The following is an 18106-nucleotide window of genomic DNA, read 5'->3' on the forward strand; positions in this document are numbered from 1 at the left end:
CTCCCCTCGAGGGGGAGGGAAACCGCGTCAGATTCCCATCATGGCGCGCAGCAACTTCTTGTCGGTGGTGCCAGCGGCGAAGTCGTCGAATGCCTTTTCGGTCACCCGGATGATGTGGTGCTCGATGAAAGGCGCGCCTTCGGCCGCACCATCCTCCGGATGCTTCAGGCAGCACTCCCACTCCAGCACCGCCCAGGAATCATAATTGTACTGCGTCAGCTTGGAGAAGATGCCGCCGAAATCCACCTGTCCATCGCCCAGCGAACGGAAGCGCCCGGCGCGGTTGGTCCAGCTCTGATAGCCGGAATAGACGCCTTGCCGGCCAGTCGGGTTGAACTCGGCGTCCTTGACGTGGAATGCCTTGATGCGCTCGTGATAGATGTCGATGAATTCGAGATAGTCGAGCTGCTGCAGCAGGAAATGCGACGGATCGTAATTGATGTTGCAGCGCTTGTGGCCGCCGACCGCGTCGAGGAACATCTCGAAAGTGGCGCCGTCGAACACGTCTTCAGACGGGTGAATTTCATAGCCGACATCGACGCCATTGTCCTCGTAGACGTCGAGAATCGGCTTCCAGCGTTTGCCGAGCTCGCCAAACGCTTCCTCAATGAGTCCAGCCGGCCGCTGCGGGAACGGATAGAGGTAAGGGAAAGCCAGCGAGCCGGTAAACGACACTGAAGCATTCAGGCCCAGATTGCGCGATGCTTTAGCGCCGAACTTCATCTGCTCGACAGCCCACTTCTGCCGGGCTGCGGGATTGTTGTGCACCGATGCCGGCGCAAAGCCATCCATCTGCGCATCATAAGCCGGATGCACCGCCACCAATTGCCCCTGCAGATGCGTCGACAGTTCGGTGATCTCGACGCCGGCGTCAGCGCAGATGCCTTTCACCTCGTCGCAATAGGCTTTGGAAGAGGCCGCCTTCTTGAGGTCGAACAGCCGCGCGTCCCAGGTTGGGATCTGCACGCCCTTGTAGCCGAGACCGGCCGCCCATTTGGTGATCGACGCCAGTGAGTTGAACGGCGCGGCGTCGCCCGCGAACTGCGCCAGAAACAGCCCGGGGCCCTTCATTGTCGTCGGCATCGGCATCCTCCCTCATTTCTCTCGCGACCGAGCATAGCGCCGATTGGAAACAGGGCCAGCCACTTTGGTCTTTTCTCAACGGGTGCTTGCACGCACCGCCATTCTGGTATTACCAAATATGGAAATCTGGTCAAGCCGTGCAATGCGCCATCATAACCCCAAAACCACCCGACGCAGGCGTATATATCTCAATATAATCAAGGAAATAATCCACTGCGAAAGTTGCGTCCCAGCGCTTCTTGCCGATCTGGAGAATTTGCTGTAGACCTCGCTTCAGGCCCAATTGGTCGAACCAGTTTGCGAGAAAAGGCTGGGAACGCCTTGGGGAGGAACCTTTGTGTCGCCTTTTGGCGATGCATGTCGCAGGCGAACCATAGAGACGAGTTGGGAAGGACAGACCATGCATCTTTCGACGCACAACTGGATGCGCGCGGAACCCTTGGAAACGACGCTCAAGCGCATCAAGAAATTCGGCTATGAGTCGATCGAGATTTCCGGCGAGCCCGAGCAGTACAAGACCAAGGAGACCCGGGCGCTGCTGAAGGAGCATGGTATTCGCTGCTGGGGCGCGGTGACCCTGATGCTGGGCGAGCGCAACCTTGCCGCCAGGAACCAGGGCCAGCGCGAGCGTTCCGTTCAGTATGTCAAGGACGTGCTGACCATGGTCAGCGAACTCGATGGCGAGATCATCACGCTGGTTCCGGCGACCGTCGGCAAGGTCGTGCCTGACGGGACCGAGGAAGAGGAATGGAAGTGGGTCGTGGACGCCACCCGCGAATGCTTCACCCATGCCAAGAAGGTCGGCGTCAAGATTGCGGTCGAACCGCTCAACCGCTTCGAGACCTATCTGTTCAATCGCGGCGCCCAGGCGCTGGCGCTGGCCGATGCGGTCAGTCCCGAATGCGGTGTCTGCCTCGATGCCTACCACATCCACATGGAAGAATTTAACGTCCATGACGCGATCCGGCAGGTCGGAAAGCGCCTGTTCGACTTCCACGTCGCCGACAACAACCGTTTCGCCGCCGGCCTCGGCCAGATCGACTGGCCGAAGATCGTCGCCACCTTGCGCGAGATCGGCTACGACGGCGCGCTGACCAACGAGTTCGTCGCGCCCGTCGACCGGACACCGGCGGCCCCCTATCCCGACATGGTCGAGCGCAATCCGGTCGACATCTCACCCGAACAGCTGAAGTTCATCCAGGACCACGGCTCCAGCGTGCTCACCGAGAAATTCTACACCGACCAGATGCGCATCAACGCCGAGACGTTGCTGCCGCTGATCAAGTAGTCGACCGCCTCAGGGAAATTCGCCCTTCCGCCCTGACCGGCGGCAGGGCTGGGGAAGAATATGCGTATCAAGTCCGTCCAAGCCTGGTGGATCCGCGTTCCGATCGAAGCCGCTCGGCAGCACCGCAGCGACTTCGGTCAGGTGACGACCTTCGACGCCGCCATTCTGCGCATCGAGACCGATGACGGGCTGGTCGGCTGGGGCGAAGGCAAGAACGCCGCCGGCAGTGCCGGCAGCTACGGCGCCCTCGTCCACATGCTGAACCATGAGGTCGGGCCGCAACTGATCGGCCGCGATCCGGCCGACATCGGCGTCATCTGGGAGATGCTCTACAATGGCGTGCGCCACGACAGCGCAGCGCGCAGCGGCCACGCCATGCCGCAGCTGGCGCGGCGCGGCATGAGCATCGCGGCGATCAGCGCGGTCGACATCGCGCTGTGGGACATCCTTGGCAAATCGCTTGGCGTTCCGGTCTGGCGGCTGCTGGGCGGCCGCAAGCTCGATCGCATGCCGGCTTACGCGTCCGGCGGCTGGGCGGCCGCCGACGCCATCGGCGAGCAGTTGAAATCCTATATCGCCAAGGGCGGTTTCAAGGCACTGAAGATGCGGGTTGGCGCCATGGACGGCGCGGCGCACATTTCCGCCACCCGCGTGCGGGCCGCACGGCAGGCGCTCGGCCCCGATGTCGAACTGATGGTCGACGCGCACGGCACCTATACGGTGGCCGAAGCAAAACGCTTCATCCATCTCGTCAACGACCTTGATCTGGCGTGGTTCGAGGAACCCATCATCGCCGACGACAAGCCAGGCATGGCCGAAGTGCGCGCATCAGGCGCCGTTCCGATCGCCACCGGCGAAAGCGAGGCGACCCGCTACGCCTTCCGCGACCTCGCCGTGCTCAAAGCCGCCGATATCTTCCAGCCCGATCCGGCTTTCTGCGGCGGCATCAGCGAAGCGATGAAGATCGGCACCATCGCCAGCGCCTTCAACCTGCGCTTTGCACCGCATTTGTGGGCCGGCGCGCCCTGTTTTTTCGCAGGCTTGCATGTCTGCGCCGCCTCGCCGTCGAGTTTCACCGTCGAATATTCGCTCGGCGCCAACCCGATGATCCATGATCTGGTCGAAGAGACTGTCGAAGCCAGGGACGGTATGATAGCGATCCCGGAAAAACCGGGTCTGGGATTCACCATTTCGGAGCGGTTCCTGGAGGCGCACGCGCAACGCGGTTGACGATGAAAGAAAAGAACCTCCTCGCGGAACTCGCTGCCTACCTGTTCTCCCATTCGGACAAGGAGAGCGGCCGAACGCCATCGGAGCGCGAGCTGGCGGAGCATTTCGCCGTCAGCCGCGGTCAGATCCGCGAGGCGCTGGCCATCCTTGAGGCCATGCGCATCGTCGAGCGCCGGGCCAAGTCCGGCATCTACATCGACACCAAGCAGGCCAGTGTGGAGGCCATGGCGCTCTTTGCCCGCGCGGGCCTGCCGCTCGACCCGATCCAGATCTACGAGACGGTCGAACTGCGCAAGATCCACGAGATCAAGGCGGCCGAACTTGCCTGTTCGCGTGCCACGGAAGAGAATTTCGAGCGGCTGCGCGAAATCCTGAAGGCTTCGGAAGAGCGCATCGCCGCCGGCGAAGGGCTTGCCAGGGAAGACCGCGAATTCCACCTCGAGATCGTGCGCGCCACCAAGAACAGCGTCTTCCACAATGTCTGCAGCGTCTACTACATGATGGGCGAGCAGCGCCTGCCGATCTATTTCAACGACCCCGAGCGCAACGTGCGCTCGCATGCCGAGCATATCCAGATCTATGAGGCGCTGCTGCGCCGCGACGGCAATCTCGCCCAGGCGCTGATGAGCGCCCATCTGCAAGGGGCCGAGAGCTACTGGAAGGGCCTGATCGAGGGCCATGGCGAGGAGCCTCAAAGCCCGGCGCTCGAAAAAGCTTGACCGACATGGCCCGTATCCTCACGACCCACCCCCTGCACCCGCGCGCCTCGGCTATGCTCTCCGGCGCCGGCGAACTCGTCGTCGCCTCCGCCATCGATCCGGCCACGCTGGCCGCCGAGGCGAAAGATGCCGACATCGTCATTGTGCGCGCGCCGCTGCCGCCACAGCTTTTCGACGGCGCAAAGCTGCTGCGGGCGGCAATCCGTCATGGCGCCGGGCTCGACATGATCCCCATGGAAGCAGCGGCGGCCGCCGGCGTGCTGGTGGCGAATGTGCCGGCGGTCAATGCCCGCTCGGTTGCCGAGCACGTCATGTTCGCGGCGCTTGCTTTGCTGCGCAACTTCCGCGCCGTCGACCGCGACCTGCGCACCAAAGGCTGGCTCGCCGGCCGCGAGCACGCCAATTCCAACATCGAGCTTGCCGGCAAGACGATCGGCATCGTCGGCCTCGGTGCCGTCGGCCAGGCGGTCGGCCATATCGCCGCGCACGGCTTCGACCTGAAAGTGGTGGCAACGACGCGCAGCATGCAGCCGGCGCCGGACAAGGTCGGCTTCCTGTCGATCGACGCGCTGGTCGAGCAGAGCGACATTATCGTTCTGTGCTGTCCTCTGACACCGGAAACGCGCGGCCTGATCAACCGTGAGCGGATCGCCCGCATGAAACCGCATGCGCTGCTGATCAACGTGTCGCGCGGACCGGTCATCGATGACGATGCGCTGATCGAAGCGTTGCAGAAACGCCGCATCGGCGGCGCCGCGCTCGACGTGTTTGCGACGCAGCCGCTGCCGTCGAATCATCCCTATTTCGGCTTCGACAATGTCATCATCACGCCGCACATGGCGGGGATCACCGAGGAATCGATGATGCGCATGGGCGTTGGCGCGGCGGGTGAAGCCTTGCTGGTGCTGGCGGGCAAGCTGCCGGTCAATCTTCGCAATCCCGAAGTGGTCGATCACTATCGGCGGCGGTTTCCGGCGAGCCTGTAACACATCGCGGTTTCGCCCCAATTCTCCGCGACGTTGAGACCATGCCCAGTCTTCGCCTCGCCTTCCTGGTTATCGCCGCGTCTTCAATCGCGGCCTTGCCGTCGCTCGCCGCGGCCGAGAGCAGCAGCTATGTCTACTGCAGCAATGGGATAGCCTGTTTCATGCAGCCCTGCCCGTCGGGTAATGCGCTCGATCTGGCCACCGGCAAGATCATCAAGGGCGTGGCGCTGAACACCACCGAATTGCCGCCGCTGAACAGATCCGCACCTGACCTCTCCGACAAGCTCTATGCGGGAAAGCTCGTCGTCCGAGGATCTATCCAGCATCGCGGTGAAACGAGCGAACCGCCGATGCTGGTCGTTACCGATATCGAACGCGCCTCCAAGACAGGCGAGCGCAAGCGCTGCGCGGCGCGCTGATTGCCTATCTGAGCATACTGCCCGTCAGAACAGCCACTCCACTTCAGCCGCAATCCGCAGCAGCTGCCGGTCATGCCCGTTGCGCGCCACCAGCATCAATCCGGCCGGCAGCGGAGTGCCCGGCATCGGCAGCGAGATCGCGCAGAGATCGAACTGGTTGGCGACCTGCGTGTTGCGCAGCAGCAGGCCTTCGACGTGGTCGCGCAGCTCGGCATCTTCGGCCATCGAAGCGATGGTCGGCGCCGTTATCGGTGTCGTGGGCAGAGCCAATATATCGACCGATGCCAGCCGCTCGTCCATGGCAGCGGCAAGTGCTGTGCGACGGCGCATTGCCCTGATGTAGACAGGCGTCGGCAGCATGGCCGCCCGCGACAAAGGTCCGCTGACATGTGGGTCGACCGGCACCGAAGCCCCTGTCGCCAGCCAGTCGGCATGCACTTCGGCTCCTTCCATGGCAGCGATCGAGCCACGCTTGGTGGCGGCCCGCAAATCGGCAAGCAGATCATCGATCGATAAGCCCGCGATCCGCGCGCCTGTCTGCTCGATCTTGCCAAGGCAGCGGTCGAACGCGGTCACCACCTCGTCTTCCGTCTCTTCGAAAAGAATGCCGCGCGGAATGCCTATGCGAAGCCCTGCAAGGGCAATCGGCGTCAGCGCGGTCGCCACCTCACCGGCCATCACGGCGTCGGCGGCGGCACACTGGGCGACGGTTCGGGCAAGCGGGCCGATCGAGTCCAGCGTGGCGGACAGCGGGAACGCGCCGGCAAGAGGCACGCGCCGCGCTGTCGGCTTGAAGCCGACGACACCGTTGAGTGAGGCCGGAATGCGTATCGAACCGCCGGTGTCGGAACCGATCGATATTTCGCTCGTCGCCTCGCCGACCGAGACGCCTGCACCGGAGGAAGAACCGCCCGGAATGTGGCTGGCGTCCACGGCGTTGCCGGGCGTGCCATAGTGCTGGTTGTCACCGATCGCGGTGAAGGCGAATTCGGTCATGTTGGTCTTGCCGATGATCACCGCGCCGGCCCGCCGCAGCCGGCTGACGATCACGGCATCGCGCAGCGGGGGTGCCGCGGTCTTGCGCATCAGCGAGCCGGCCGTGGTCGGCTCGCCGGCGACATCGAACAGATCCTTGATCGAGACGATGGTGCCGTCGAGCGGCCCTAGCGTCACCCCTGCCCGGGTGCGGGCATCGCTGGCATCAGCCGCGGCCCGTGCGGCTTCGCCATAGAGCTTCGTGAACACGCGCTCTTCGCCGGCACGGGCAGCGAGGCGCGCGAGAATGGTTTCCAGATGATCGCGGACGGATTGCATTTCGGTGTCGGACTCCGGACGCCTTGAACGTCTTAAGGGGGTACGGCCTGTGCATGGCTTGCCGAGACTTAACCCGGCGCAGGCGGTTTTGCACCCTGTCGAATACGAGGAAAACCCGATGCTCTACAAAGGCAGCTGCCACTGCGGCAAGGTGGCCTTCGAATTCAAGGCCGAACTGACCGGCGCCATCAGGTGCAATTGTTCGATCTGCACGCGCAAGAGCGCCCTGCTGTGTGCCATCCCGCATGAGACCTTGCGGGTCCTGGCCTGGGGCGACGATTTGGGCACCTACACATTCGGCAACCATGCCATCGCGCACCGGTTCTGCCGGGCCTGCGGCATCCATCCCTTTGCGGAGGATGTCCGCGAAGGGCGTGAACGCAGCGCCTACATCAACATCAACTGCGTGGCCGATCTCGACCCCTCGACCCTGTCGGTCTTCGATTTCGACGGTCGGTCGGCCTGATGTAATTCCAGGAAAAGTGCGCAGCGGTTTTCCGTCCGGAATTGCGCAGGGACCAATTACCTATCGATAGCCCGTCGCATCGGCGGGCTTGCCGGCGTCCTGAACCTCGGGAACATAACGCCAGGCGTCGGGCCGTGAGCCGTCGAGGTCGGTAAAGCCGTAGACCTGCGCCAGCCCGCCGCTGGACAGCGACTGTCCGTTCCAGCGCGAGCGGTCCGGATCCGCCGCCAAAGCCGCAACGGCGCGGCCGACGAAACGTGGCGTCTCGGAAATGACGAAATGCGGCACCTCAGCGGTGGCGTCGCGCCAATTGCCCTCGCTCACGCCAAAGGCTTCCAGCATCATCTCCGAACGCAGCCAGCCGGGCGTCAGCGACACGGACGTTGCGTTGTGTTTTGCGAGATCCTGGGCATGCGCCCATGCCATGCGCGTCACCGCCACCTTGGCGAGATCGTAGAAAGGCGACAGCCGGTAGTGATCGGCATTGTATTCGGCCGTGCCGTCGGTGACTTCGACCAGCAGCCCGCCCGGACGCTCGATCAGCAACGGCAGCGCATGGTGCGCGGTGATCAGATGCGTGTCGATGCCGAGCCGCAGCATGCGCAGGCCGTTATCCAGATTGTGGCCCCAGACCGGCTTGTTCCACTCGAACAGCTTTTCGCCGCCCCAGATGTCGTTGACCAGTATGTCGAGCCGGCCTTGTTCGGTGCGGATGCGCTCAACCAGTCTGTGCACATCTTCGGCCACGAGATGATCGACTTGCACGGCGATGCCCTTGCCTCCGTTCGCCGAGACCAGTTCTGCTGTTTCCTCGATGGTTTCGGGCCGGGCATATTCGGATTGCTGGGCGCGCGTGCTGCGCCCGGTGACATAGACGGTGGCGCCGGCTGCGCCGAGCTCGACCGCTATGCCTCGTCCGGCGCCGCGCGTCCCGCCGGCGACCAGGGCAACTTTCCCTTGCAACGTCATTGAACTCTCCCAAAAACGGACTCATCGATCAGACACGGGCTGGCTTGCGCTGTTCGCATCATATATAAATGATCATTCGGTTATATCAGGATGTCAAGATGACCCGGCCAAAAACCCAGTCCGACGAGCAGGTGTTGCAGACCGCGCACCGGGTGATCCACGAGCATGGTCCGGAAGCACTTACCTTCGAGCGCCTGGCAAAGGCTTGTGGTCTCTCTGGTGCAACTCTGGTGCAGCGCTTCAAGAACAAGGCGCAACTGAAACAGCGAACCTTGCTGCACGCCTGGGACAGTCTCGACGAGAACACCAGAACGCTGGCAGCCACCGTTCCCAGAACCCCAGCCGGCGCGGTCGCGCTGCTGGTGGCGCTGTCGCAATTCTATGGCGGCATCGAATCCTATGCCGAAGGCCTGCTGGTCCTGCGCGAGGATCTGCGCGATCCGGTGCTCAGGGCGCGGGGTGCGGCTTGGAAGGCATTCCTGTGCGACGCTCTTGCAGCTCGTTTTGCTGAAACGCCCGACCCGCCACGCGACATCGGCCTGCTGATGGCCTCGCATTGGCAAGGCACGTTGCTGTGGTGGAGCTTTGACCCGGCGATCGAAGTGGCCGCCTATGTCGAGGACAGCCTGAACCGCTTTGTCGCCGCCGTCACAACGGCAGCGGCCCGAAAACCGTGATGGTTCTTGGCGTCTCGTCTATGAATCCGATGCCGCCTTCGGCCGCGCCTTCAAGCACGTCATCGGCTCGGCGCGCAGCCGTCTCCGGGCCGAGGAACAGGCCTATATCCGCCAGGCCAGCTGACGCACAGGGTTCCGAACTCAGCTTGACAAAGGCAGCAGCCAGTTCGGCGGTGTCGGCAGTTTTTGTGCCGGCGGCTTTTCACAATAGGAATTTTTTCTTGACTAGGTGATCTCAGCTATGGTACATATTTGCCTATGGTGCTGATTTGCGCCAGCGACCCGCCGTCCAGGCGGGTTTTTCGTTTGATGCTCCGTCAGCCAACGCCCGGCGAAGGTTCCGAAGGAATTCGTAGACCCGGGTTCGTTGCCCTGGGCTGACGCATGCAGGCCGTGACGGACTGGTGATTCCAGGCTAAAGCAATTCCAGGAAAAGTGAGAAGCGGTTTTCCGTCCGGAATTGCGTCAAAACAAAGAGATGGAGCGGTTCAACGTTTCCGTAAAACGATGAACCGCTCTAGAAAAATCCGCATGGTTTTCACCTCGCCCAAGACTGGCCTGCCGGCCTCGGACGGTCCGCTCACCGACATCTTGCGCGGATTGCGGCTTGATGGCGTCGACTATGGCCGCTGCGAACTTTCAGAGCCATGGGCCGTGTTGTTTCCCGCCCAGAAGGCAGCAAGGTTTCACTTCATCGGCCGCCGCCAATGCTGGCTGTTTTCGCCAGCCGGGGAATGGATTGAGCTGACACCCGGCGACGCATTGCTCTTGCCGCGCGGCGCCGAGCATGTCGTTGCCAGCGCGCCTGGCATTCCTGCCGTGCCGCTCGAAAGCTACACTGTCGAGCCTTTGCAGGACAATGTCTTCAATGTCTCCAACGGCGGCCACGGCCCGAAAACCTTACTGTTTTGCGGCAGCATGCACTTCAACCTGGACGGATCGCACCCCTTGCTGGGCATGATGCCGGACATGATGCGCGCCAGGGAATTGATGGCTGGCGAGCCAGGTATTCCGCATCTGCTGGAAGCCATGGCCGCCGAAGTCACCATGAACCGGGCCGGCTCTGGCGGCATGCTGGCGCGGCTGGCCGACGTGCTGGCTGCGAGCATCATCCGTTCCTGGGTAGAAAACAGTGGCGGCGACACCAGAGGCTGGATCGCGGCGATCAAGGATCGCGACATCGGCCGCGTACTTGCCGCCATTCATCTGCAGCCCGACAGGAACTGGACCGTCGAAGCGCTGGCGCGCGAAATGGGCGCCTCGCGATCGGCCTTCGCCGAACGCTTCACGGCCATCGTTGGCGAAACACCGGCGAGATATGTCGCCCGGATACGCATGCACCAGGCGCGGCAATGGCTGATCGACGATCGGATGCGGATATCAGTGGTCGCCGCCAGACTGGGTTACGATTCCGAAGCCTCGTTCAGCCGGGCGTTCAAGCGCATCATCGGCATCGCGCCCAGCCACCTTCGCACTGTCGACGGCACCTCCGAAAGCCGCTGAGGCGATCCCGGATCCGCGGCCGTGGATCGCCGGGTCTGGATGAGTCTGGATGAATTGCCAAGCCTTCCGGACGCAATGCCATTGCCGGGCCAACCGCATGCAATAGCTTGCCAGAACCAAGCAGCCTGAGGCCGGCGGCAAGTCGGTCCGAAGAGGAGAACCAATGCCAAATCCTCCGAAGCTCATCGCACTCGCCGTCATGCTTGCGGTTCCCGGGCGCGCCTTTGCCCTTGAGGACAGCTACCTGCCGGCCGACAAGATCCCCTATGTCGCGGAAGTACCCGACCAGCCGCATCGCCTTGGCCCTTTGTGGGGCGAGCGGGCCAAGGGTCCGGCAGGCACGTTGCTGAAGGTTCCCGGCAACTGGCGCGCACCGGTCCATGCGCACACCGCGGATTATCGCGCCGTGGTCATTAAGGGACTGTGGGCGCACTGGCAGATGGATGGCGGCGAGGCGACCAAGGTCGAACTGCCTCCTGGATCCTACTGGACCCAGAAAGCCAATGAGATGCATGACGACGCCTGCGTCTCCGACACGGAATGCGTGATCCTGCTGATCAACGACACGCCCTACGAAACCTACTTCCAGAAATAGGCTGGGATGCGGCCTAACGCATGTCGCCCAAAGACCTAAAGCGCGTCGCATGAATCCGTTTCAGCGCGACGCGCTTTATGAGGCGTGTCGCAAGCTGACGCCGCTGCCCTTGTCGAACAGCACCACCTTGTCGGGGTTCCAGGCAAAGCGCACCGCCTGCTCGATGGCGACATCGGTCCTGGCCGGCACGGTGGCACGCAGTGTCGTGTCGCCGACGCGCAGCGTCAGGATCTTTTCGACGCCGTGGTTCTCGACGTCGTGGACACGCGCCTCGACCGGCGCGCCGCTTTCGAGATAGACGTCCTCGGGACGAATGCCGAAGACGAGCGGGCGACCGTCGGTCGCCCCGCCCGCTTTGGCTCCCCCCGAAAAAGGCAGTTCGAAGTTCAACGGCGCCATCACCGCGCGGCCGTTCACGAGCTTGCCATCGATGAGGTTCATCGGCGGCGAACCGACGAAGCTCGCCACATAGGTGTCGCGCGGATTGTTGTAGATCTCGTGCGGCGTACCGGTCTGGACGATTCGGCCATGGTTGAGCACGCCGACCTTGTCGCCCATCGACATCGCCTCGATTTGGTCGTGGGTGACGAACAGGAAGGTGGCGCCGAGCTGCATCTGCAGGTTCTTCAGTTCAGTCCGCAGCGCCTCGCGCAGTTTTGCGTCAAGCGCCGACAGTGGCTCGTCCATCAGGAACACACGCGGCTTGCGCACGATGGCCCGGCCGATCGAGACGCGCTGCATCTCGCCGCCGGACAGCCGATCCGTCTTGCGGTCGAGCAGATGCTCGATCCGCAGCGTACGGGCGGCACGGTCGACGCGATCCTTGATCTCGGCGTCGGGCAGCCGGCGGATTTTCGGCTTCAGCGGAAACTCGAGATTTTCGCGCACGGTGTAGCGCGGATAGAGCGAGTATTGCTGCAGCACCAGCGCCACGTCGCGCTCGGCCGCACCCCAGTCGGCGACGTCGACGCCGTCGATGAAGACCTGGCCTTCGCTCGGCTTTTCCAGGCCGGCGATAAGCCGCAGCGTCGTCGTCTTGCCGGCGCCCGTCTCGCCCAGCAGCACGAAGAACTCGCCATCGGCAATGTCGAGATCGAGCCCGGTGAGCGCAGTGTGGTTGCCGAAGGTCTTCGAGATGTTCTTGAGCTGGATATGGGCCATCAGAGTCTCACCTCAAGCGACTTGCCGCTTGCCTTGTCGAAGAAGTGCGCCTGGGTCGGGTCGATCCTGGCGAAGACCCTTTCACCGGGTCCGGCAACGAAGCCGCTCTTGGTGCGGGCCCGCAGCAACTCGGTTCCGACCTTGAGATCGACGATGTCGAAGGAGCCGAGCGGCTCGACGATATGCGTGTCGACAGGCACGAAGCCCTCGGTCGCCTCGCGCCGAATGAGCACGCCCTCCGGGCGGATGCCCAGCGCGAGCTGCCGCCCGGCATGGCCGTTGAGCTTCGACAGCAATGCCTGGGGAAATTCGAAGCCGGAAGCCGCGCCGCCGACCGTTACCGAGACCGCGGATCCGGTCTCGGCGACCGCGGCATCGGTGACATTCATCACCGGGCTGCCGACAAATTGCGCCACGAACAGATTTGCCGGCTGCGAATAGACCTCGTCGGGCGTGCCGACCTGCTGCAAGACGCCTGCGTGCATGATGACGATGCGGTCGGCCAGGCTCATCGCCTCGATCTGGTCGTGCGTGACATAGATGGTGGTCGAGCCCTGCTTGATGTGCAGCCGCTTGATTTCCGCGCGCATCTCCTCGCGCAGCTTGGCGTCGAGCGCGCCGATCGGCTCGTCCATCAGCATGGCCTTCGGCCGCCGCACCAGCGCCCGGCCAATGGCGACGCGCTGCATGTCGCCACCCGACAGCGCCGACGGCTTCTTGTCCAGCAGGTCGGTGATCTGCAGCGTCTTGGCGACGGAGCGAACCTCGCTGTCGATTTCCGTCTTGCTCTTGCGCGTGGCACGCAAGGGGAAGGCTATGTTCTCGTAGACGCTCATATGCGGATAGAGCGAGAACGACTGGAACACCATGGCGATGTCGCGGTCGGCGGCCTTCAAATGCTGCACCGGCTTGCCGTCGATGAAGATGTCGCCCTCGTCGATGGTTTCCAGCCCGGCGATGGCGCGCAGCGTTGTCGTCTTGCCGCAGCCCGACTGGCCGAGCAGCACGATGAACTCGTTGTCGGCGATCTTGAGGTTCAGGTCCTTGATGACCTGGACGGCGCCGAAGAATTTCTGGACGCCGCGAAGCTCGATCTGGGTCAATGCTGTGCTCCCGGATTGCGCACCTGGCCGGTGCCGGCCTTTTCCTCGGGCGCGATCTTGGAGGTTACGTTGAAGCCGACGAGTCCGATCAGGATGATGGTCAGGCCATAGCTGTGCAGCAGCATGCTCCAGGGTTGGCAGAGCGCGATGATGCCGAGCACCATCAGAATCTGCGATCCGGGCTCGAGGTATTTCTGGTTGATGGCGCGAAAACTCATTTGCGGATCGCTCCGAAGGACATGCCGCGCAACAGATGGTTGCGAAGCAGGAAGGTGAAGATGGCGACCGGCAGCAGGAACAGGAAGGTTCCGGAGGCGATCACCGTCCAGTCCGGCAGGCCCGAACCGACCTGGCTCGGGATGAAGGGAGGCGCGGTCTGGGCGCGGCGGTTGGTCATGATCAGCGCAAAGGCGTATTCGTTCCACGCGGTGATGAAACAGAACACGGCGGTGGCGGCGATGCCCGTGGCGGCCTCCGGCAGCACGATCTTGAAGAACGCTTCCATGCGCGTGTAGCCGTCGACAAGCGCTGCCTCCTCATACTCCTTCGGAATCTCGTCCATGAAACCCTTCATCAGCCACACCGAGAAGGACAGGTTGAAGGCGGTGTAGAGAATGATCAGCCCCAGATGCGTGTCGTTGAGCCCGACGGCCCGGTACATCAGGAACATCGGAATGGCCACCACCACCGCCGGCAACATGCGCGTCGACAGGATGAAGAAGAGCAGGTCCGCCTCCCCTTTCACCTTGAAGCGCGAGAAGCCATAGGCGGTGAATGTGCCCATGCCGACCGCCAACACCGTCGAAGTAATGGCGATGATGAGCGAGTTCAGGAAGCGGCTCGGATATCCCGACCATTGCACCTGGCCCTTGCCGTCGCGCACGATCTTCTCGCCGCCGTCGAACACGACGCGCTCCCACCACGGGGCGGCGGCATATTCTTCGGCCGACGGCGGGCTGCGCAACTGTGAGCGCTTTGTGAAGAGTTTGACGAAAGGCGAGATGGTCGGCTCGAACATCACGGTCGGCGGGATCGTCGTGGCCAGGTTGCGTGGCTTGAACGAGGTCGACACGATCCAGTAGATCGGCGCCAGGAAGATGATCGTCACCAAAAGGACGGCGACAATAGCGACCTTGTTGAGCGCCCGTTCACCCGAAGTCTGGACGGCCGCCATCTCAGCGCTCCTTAACTTTGTTGAGGTATTTCACATAGATGTTGGTGATCGCCAGCACCATGATCAGCACGATATAGGCAAGCGCGCAGGAGCGCCCCGTCTGCCATTCCTGGAAAGCCATCTTGTAGAGACGGATGGAAATCACCTCGGTGCTCGGCTGCGTCGACAGCACATAGGCAAGATCGAAAGTCTTGAAGGCTTCCATGGTGCGGAAGATGACCGCGATCATCAGGATCGGCGCGACCAGCGGCAGCGTGATGCGGAAGAAGGTATAGAACGGCCCGGCGCGGTCGATCGCGGCGGCTTCATAAAGATGCTTCGGTACCGCCGAAAGCCCGGCGAGCGACAACAGCATGACGAACGGCGACCACATCCAGATGTCTGTGAACGCGACCGCGTAGAGCGCCATCTTCGGATCGCCGAGCCATTGGAATTTGCCGAGGTCGAGCACGTAGTTGATGACACCCCAGGACGGATCGTAGAGCAGTTTCCAGAACAGGCCGACCACCGCCATCGAAAGCATCATCGGCAAGAGCAGCAATGTCGTGATCAGGCCCTTGAGCGGAATGGTGCGATTGAGCAGCATCGCTGTTCCAAAGCCGACGACGACCTGACCGAGGACCGAGACGATGACGTATTTCGCGGTCACCGCGAAATTGTTCCAGATATAAGGATCGCTGAGGAGCTCGCGATAGTTCTTCAGTCCGACGAAATTGGCCGGCGCATTGGTCGATGCGCGGAAGTCGGTGAAAGAATAGCCGAGCGAATAGATCAGCGGAAAGATGTTGAAGACGATCAGGAACACGATCGTCGGGATGATGAAAAGGTTGCGTATCGAAATGTCGCTGAGGCCGCGAGAGGCGGCTCTGGAGGAGGTATTCAGCGGTGTGATCATTGTGGTCGCCAAGACCTGCTCCCATTCCTGAAAAAGAAAACGGAGGAGGCACGGGCCTCCTCCGCACTACATGTCGGTTATTGGCCGCGGCCGTATTTCTTGAACGTGGCGTCCCAATCCTTCGCCAGCGCATCCAGCATTTCCTTGGCCGTACCATCGCCGTTGACGATGTACGGATAGACACGCTGGTTGAGCTGTTGCAGCAGTTCCGCATATTCCGGCACCGCCCAGAAGTCCTTGACCTTGAACATCGTGTCGTAGAAGGCCTTGTTGTAGGGCGTGGCGTTCTGGAACTCGGCCGATTCCAGCACGGCCTTGTTGCAGGTGTAGCCGCCGAGGGCCGCCCACTTCTTCTGCGTATCGTCCTGGATGAACCACTTCAGGAATTTCATCGCCTCTTCCTTGTTGTTGGAATAGGAGACGACGGAAATGCCCTGGCCGCCGAGCGCGGCGAACTGCTCACCACCTGGACCTGCCGGGTTGGCGAAGAAGCCGGTGTTCTTGGCATGCGGGTTCGAGGCCTCGTTGATCAACGAGGGGAAGAAGGCGAAGTAGTTCATGCTCATCGCCGCCAGGCCTTCGGTGATGGCCTGGTTGTTCTCGACGAAAAAGGCGTTGGTCCAGCCCGGAGGCGTGAAGCCGAACAGCTTGCGGTAGTTTTCCGCCGCGGCCACCGCCTTGTCCGAGTTGATGATGCCGTCGACCTTGTAGGTGCCGAAGTCGCCGAGCTCACCGCCATACGAGAACAGCGCGTTCTCGAAGCCCATCGCCAGGCCGTCATACTGGTTCTGGGTGTAGATGGCGATGCCGTAGCGGTTCTGGTCTGGCCTGTTGAAGAACTCCGCGATGTCGGTCATTTCCTTGAAGGTCTTCGGAACGGCAAGGTCGTAGCCATACTTGGCCTTGAACGCTTCCATTTCCTTCGGATCCTCGAACCAGTCCTTTCGGTAGGCCCAGCCCACGGCGTCGCCCTCGGCGGGGATCGACCAGTATTTGCCGCTGTTGCCGGGATATTCGGAGTAGAACTTGACCGTCGCCGGAGCCATCTTGTCGAGAACCTGGTTCTCTTTGACGAAGTCGGTGAGGTCGACATAGTGACCGCCCTCGGAGGCGGCACCAAGCCATTGCGAGTCGCCGACGACCAGGTCATAGGCGCTGCCCTTGGCGTTGAACTCGGTGAAGGCCTTGGTCTGGAAGTCGGCCCACGGGGTGGTTTCCACCGTGATCTTGACGCCGGTTTGCTTCTCGTACTCGTTGCCGAGCTCCTGCAGATAGTTTGCGGGATCCCATTCAGCCCAGAAGATGGTGAGTGATTTTTCCTGCGCGTAAACGGACGTTCCGCAGGCAAGCGTTAAGCCGATACCAGCAAGTACGCTGGTCACTAACTTGCGCATAATGATTTCCTCCCTTGTGCGCGTTCTACCTTATCGAGCGAGCCGGCAACGTGGCCGGCCCTGGTAGTTCCTCCGTGATCGCACCTTTCCGGTTTCGAGCCTCCTCGCCCCGCCGGAAAATGGATCGCAGCCCTCACTTTCGATCCGCTTTTCTGATCCAATCTGGTATTACCAATTTTGCATGCACGTCAAGCCCTTTCTTGGCGGTCTGACGTGGCCATTACTATCGGATTCCTACTTTATCTGCCTGTTTTACCAAGATTTTCCTACTCAGTGATATGATTGGGTATTGTCCGATACCCCACCCAACGGCTAATATCGGCAGTGTGCATGCCAATCTGGTCGAACCAGTTAGGGCCTATTTCATGGCTGGCCTCGGATCGCGGCTGCCTCCTTCATCGACCGATTCCGCGACTGCCGCACGCACCAGCGCGCCTGCCGCCCACTGTGCGACCGACATCGTCCGGCGGCTGTCCAACCCCCAGATATCCTTGAGCACGATCAGCACCTCGACGCCGAAGATAAGCGACAGCGCCTGCGCCAGCCGCTTGAAGTCGCGCGGCGGCAAACGGCCCTTGAGCGGCGCGATCGCATCTTTCAGCAAGTCGATGCGGTGGCCGCGCGTAAAGGCGGGCTCACCGCCCAGCGTGCCGGCCTGACGCCGCGCCCATTGATCGAGCGACAACTTCAGTGCGGCCTTGAACGTGGCTTCGAAGGCCTCGATGCGCGGCATCGCCGTATCGAACAGCTCCGAGACCCGGCGCTCGGCATCCGCTGAGGTCGATTGCCAGGTGAGGATTGGCCCCAGCCCCTCGTCAACGACGGCCTGCACCAGTGCCGATTGGCTCGGGAAGTAACGATAGGCGGTGGCGCGGGAAACCTCGGCCGCCTCGGCGACCTCGCTGACCGAGGGCGTGACGCCCGCCTGCATCAGCCTTGTTGCCGTCTCCAGCATCAGCCGTTTGGTCCGCGCGCGCGGCCCACGTTCGGGCACTGGGCCGGTTGCCCGTTCAGCGCCGTCACTCGCAGCCGATTGTTGACGTGAGACATTCATGCCAATACGATACGCGCGTCTCAAAAATTTGCAATGGTGTCCGCATCGTCGAGTGGCCCGGGCAATGAGCGTTGGG

General features: G+C 62.3%; 19 protein-coding genes. 9 read left to right on the forward strand and 10 right to left on the reverse strand.

What is annotated here, in order from left to right:
* Positions 1-27: 27 nt before the first annotated feature.
* The gene (locus MESCI2_RS0117925; RefSeq protein ID WP_027037784.1) at positions 28-1083 is read right to left on the reverse strand and encodes a sugar phosphate isomerase/epimerase family protein; all 1056 of its coding nucleotides are present in this window, start codon (positions 1081-1083) and stop codon (positions 28-30) included.
* A 400-nt stretch (positions 1084-1483) separates the two neighbouring features.
* Between MESCI2_RS0117925 and MESCI2_RS0117930 the strand changes: the two genes are divergently transcribed.
* From MESCI2_RS0117930 to MESCI2_RS0117950, 5 genes are read left to right on the forward strand one after another with little or no spacing between them, the layout of a single operon-like run.
* Positions 1484-2371 carry a sugar phosphate isomerase/epimerase family protein gene (locus MESCI2_RS0117930; RefSeq protein ID WP_027037785.1) on the forward strand — a complete coding sequence of 296 codons (888 nt, stop codon included), beginning with the start codon at positions 1484-1486 and terminating at the stop codon, positions 2369-2371.
* Positions 2372-2431: 60 nt separating this feature from the next.
* Positions 2432-3601: a mandelate racemase/muconate lactonizing enzyme family protein gene (locus MESCI2_RS0117935; RefSeq protein ID WP_027037786.1), complete on the forward strand. Its 1170-nt coding sequence runs from the start codon at positions 2432-2434 to the stop codon at positions 3599-3601.
* Positions 3602-3603: 2 nt separating this feature from the next.
* Positions 3604-4320 carry a FadR/GntR family transcriptional regulator gene (locus MESCI2_RS0117940; protein WP_013529506.1) on the forward strand — a complete coding sequence of 239 codons (717 nt, stop codon included), beginning with the start codon at positions 3604-3606 and terminating at the stop codon, positions 4318-4320.
* 5 nt (positions 4321-4325) lie between these two features.
* On the forward strand, positions 4326-5306 hold the full coding sequence (locus tag MESCI2_RS0117945; protein WP_027037787.1) for a hydroxyacid dehydrogenase: 981 nt from the start codon (positions 4326-4328) through the stop codon (positions 5304-5306).
* A gap of 41 nt (positions 5307-5347) precedes the next feature.
* Positions 5348-5725: a hypothetical protein gene (locus MESCI2_RS0117950; RefSeq protein WP_027037788.1), complete on the forward strand. Its 378-nt coding sequence runs from the start codon at positions 5348-5350 to the stop codon at positions 5723-5725.
* 24 nt (positions 5726-5749) lie between these two features.
* On the opposite strand, the gene MESCI2_RS0117955 is transcribed toward MESCI2_RS0117950, so the two are convergent.
* Positions 5750-7039: an amidase gene (locus MESCI2_RS0117955; RefSeq protein ID WP_027037789.1), complete on the reverse strand. Its 1290-nt coding sequence runs from the start codon at positions 7037-7039 to the stop codon at positions 5750-5752.
* A gap of 118 nt (positions 7040-7157) precedes the next feature.
* Between MESCI2_RS0117955 and MESCI2_RS0117960 the strand changes: the two genes are divergently transcribed.
* A complete protein-coding gene (locus MESCI2_RS0117960; protein WP_027037790.1) occupies positions 7158-7505 on the forward strand; it encodes a GFA family protein in 348 nt (115 codons plus the stop codon).
* 60 nt (positions 7506-7565) lie between these two features.
* On the opposite strand, the gene MESCI2_RS0117965 is transcribed toward MESCI2_RS0117960, so the two are convergent.
* Complete coding sequence (locus MESCI2_RS0117965) at positions 7566-8474, reverse strand: SDR family oxidoreductase (protein WP_027037791.1); 909 nt, start codon at positions 8472-8474, stop codon at positions 7566-7568.
* 98 nt (positions 8475-8572) lie between these two features.
* On the opposite strand from MESCI2_RS0117965, the gene MESCI2_RS0117970 reads away from it, so the two are divergent.
* The 3 genes from MESCI2_RS0117970 (at position 8573) to MESCI2_RS0117985 (ending at position 11249) form a co-directional block, all read left to right on the forward strand.
* On the forward strand, positions 8573-9151 hold the full coding sequence (locus MESCI2_RS0117970; protein WP_245270381.1) for a TetR/AcrR family transcriptional regulator: 579 nt from the start codon (positions 8573-8575) through the stop codon (positions 9149-9151).
* Between the two features lie 531 nt (positions 9152-9682).
* On the forward strand, positions 9683-10654 hold the full coding sequence (locus MESCI2_RS0117980; RefSeq protein WP_027037793.1) for an AraC family transcriptional regulator: 972 nt from the start codon (positions 9683-9685) through the stop codon (positions 10652-10654).
* 163 nt (positions 10655-10817) lie between these two features.
* Positions 10818-11249 (forward strand): DUF4437 domain-containing protein, encoded by a 432-nt coding sequence (locus MESCI2_RS0117985; RefSeq protein WP_027037794.1) that lies wholly within the window; start codon positions 10818-10820, stop codon positions 11247-11249.
* Positions 11250-11324: 75 nt separating this feature from the next.
* Here the strand turns inward: MESCI2_RS0117985 and MESCI2_RS0117990 are convergent, their stop codons facing one another.
* From MESCI2_RS0117990 to MESCI2_RS0118020, 7 genes are all read right to left on the reverse strand, one after another.
* On the reverse strand, positions 11325-12410 hold the full coding sequence (locus MESCI2_RS0117990) for an ABC transporter ATP-binding protein (protein ID WP_027037795.1): 1086 nt from the start codon (positions 12408-12410) through the stop codon (positions 11325-11327).
* A complete protein-coding gene (locus MESCI2_RS0117995) occupies positions 12410-13513 on the reverse strand; it encodes an ABC transporter ATP-binding protein (protein ID WP_023812449.1) in 1104 nt (367 codons plus the stop codon). Before MESCI2_RS0117995 ends, MESCI2_RS0117990 begins: the two co-directional genes overlap by 1 nt.
* On the reverse strand, positions 13510-13731 hold the full coding sequence (locus MESCI2_RS0118000) for a hypothetical protein (protein ID WP_027037796.1): 222 nt from the start codon (positions 13729-13731) through the stop codon (positions 13510-13512). Before MESCI2_RS0118000 ends, MESCI2_RS0117995 begins: the two co-directional genes overlap by 4 nt.
* Positions 13728-14687 carry a carbohydrate ABC transporter permease gene (locus tag MESCI2_RS0118005; RefSeq protein WP_027037797.1) on the reverse strand — a complete coding sequence of 320 codons (960 nt, stop codon included), beginning with the start codon at positions 14685-14687 and terminating at the stop codon, positions 13728-13730. Before MESCI2_RS0118005 ends, MESCI2_RS0118000 begins: the two co-directional genes overlap by 4 nt.
* Before the next feature lies 1 nt (position 14688).
* Positions 14689-15594, reverse strand: a complete 906-nt coding sequence (locus MESCI2_RS0118010) for a carbohydrate ABC transporter permease (protein ID WP_027037798.1) — start codon at positions 15592-15594, stop codon at positions 14689-14691.
* Positions 15595-15659: 65 nt separating this feature from the next.
* Positions 15660-16976, reverse strand: coding sequence for an ABC transporter substrate-binding protein (locus MESCI2_RS0118015; RefSeq protein WP_027037799.1), 1317 nt, complete (start codon positions 16974-16976; stop codon positions 15660-15662).
* 358 nt (positions 16977-17334) lie between these two features.
* Entirely contained in the window at positions 17335-18030 is a 696-nt protein-coding gene (locus MESCI2_RS0118020; RefSeq protein ID WP_027037800.1) for a TetR/AcrR family transcriptional regulator, read from the reverse strand.
* Positions 18031-18106: the final 76 nt, after the last annotated feature.

The organism is Mesorhizobium ciceri WSM4083 (assembly GCF_000519305.1).
Classification (GTDB): Bacteria; Pseudomonadota; Alphaproteobacteria; order Rhizobiales; family Rhizobiaceae; genus Mesorhizobium; species Mesorhizobium ciceri_B.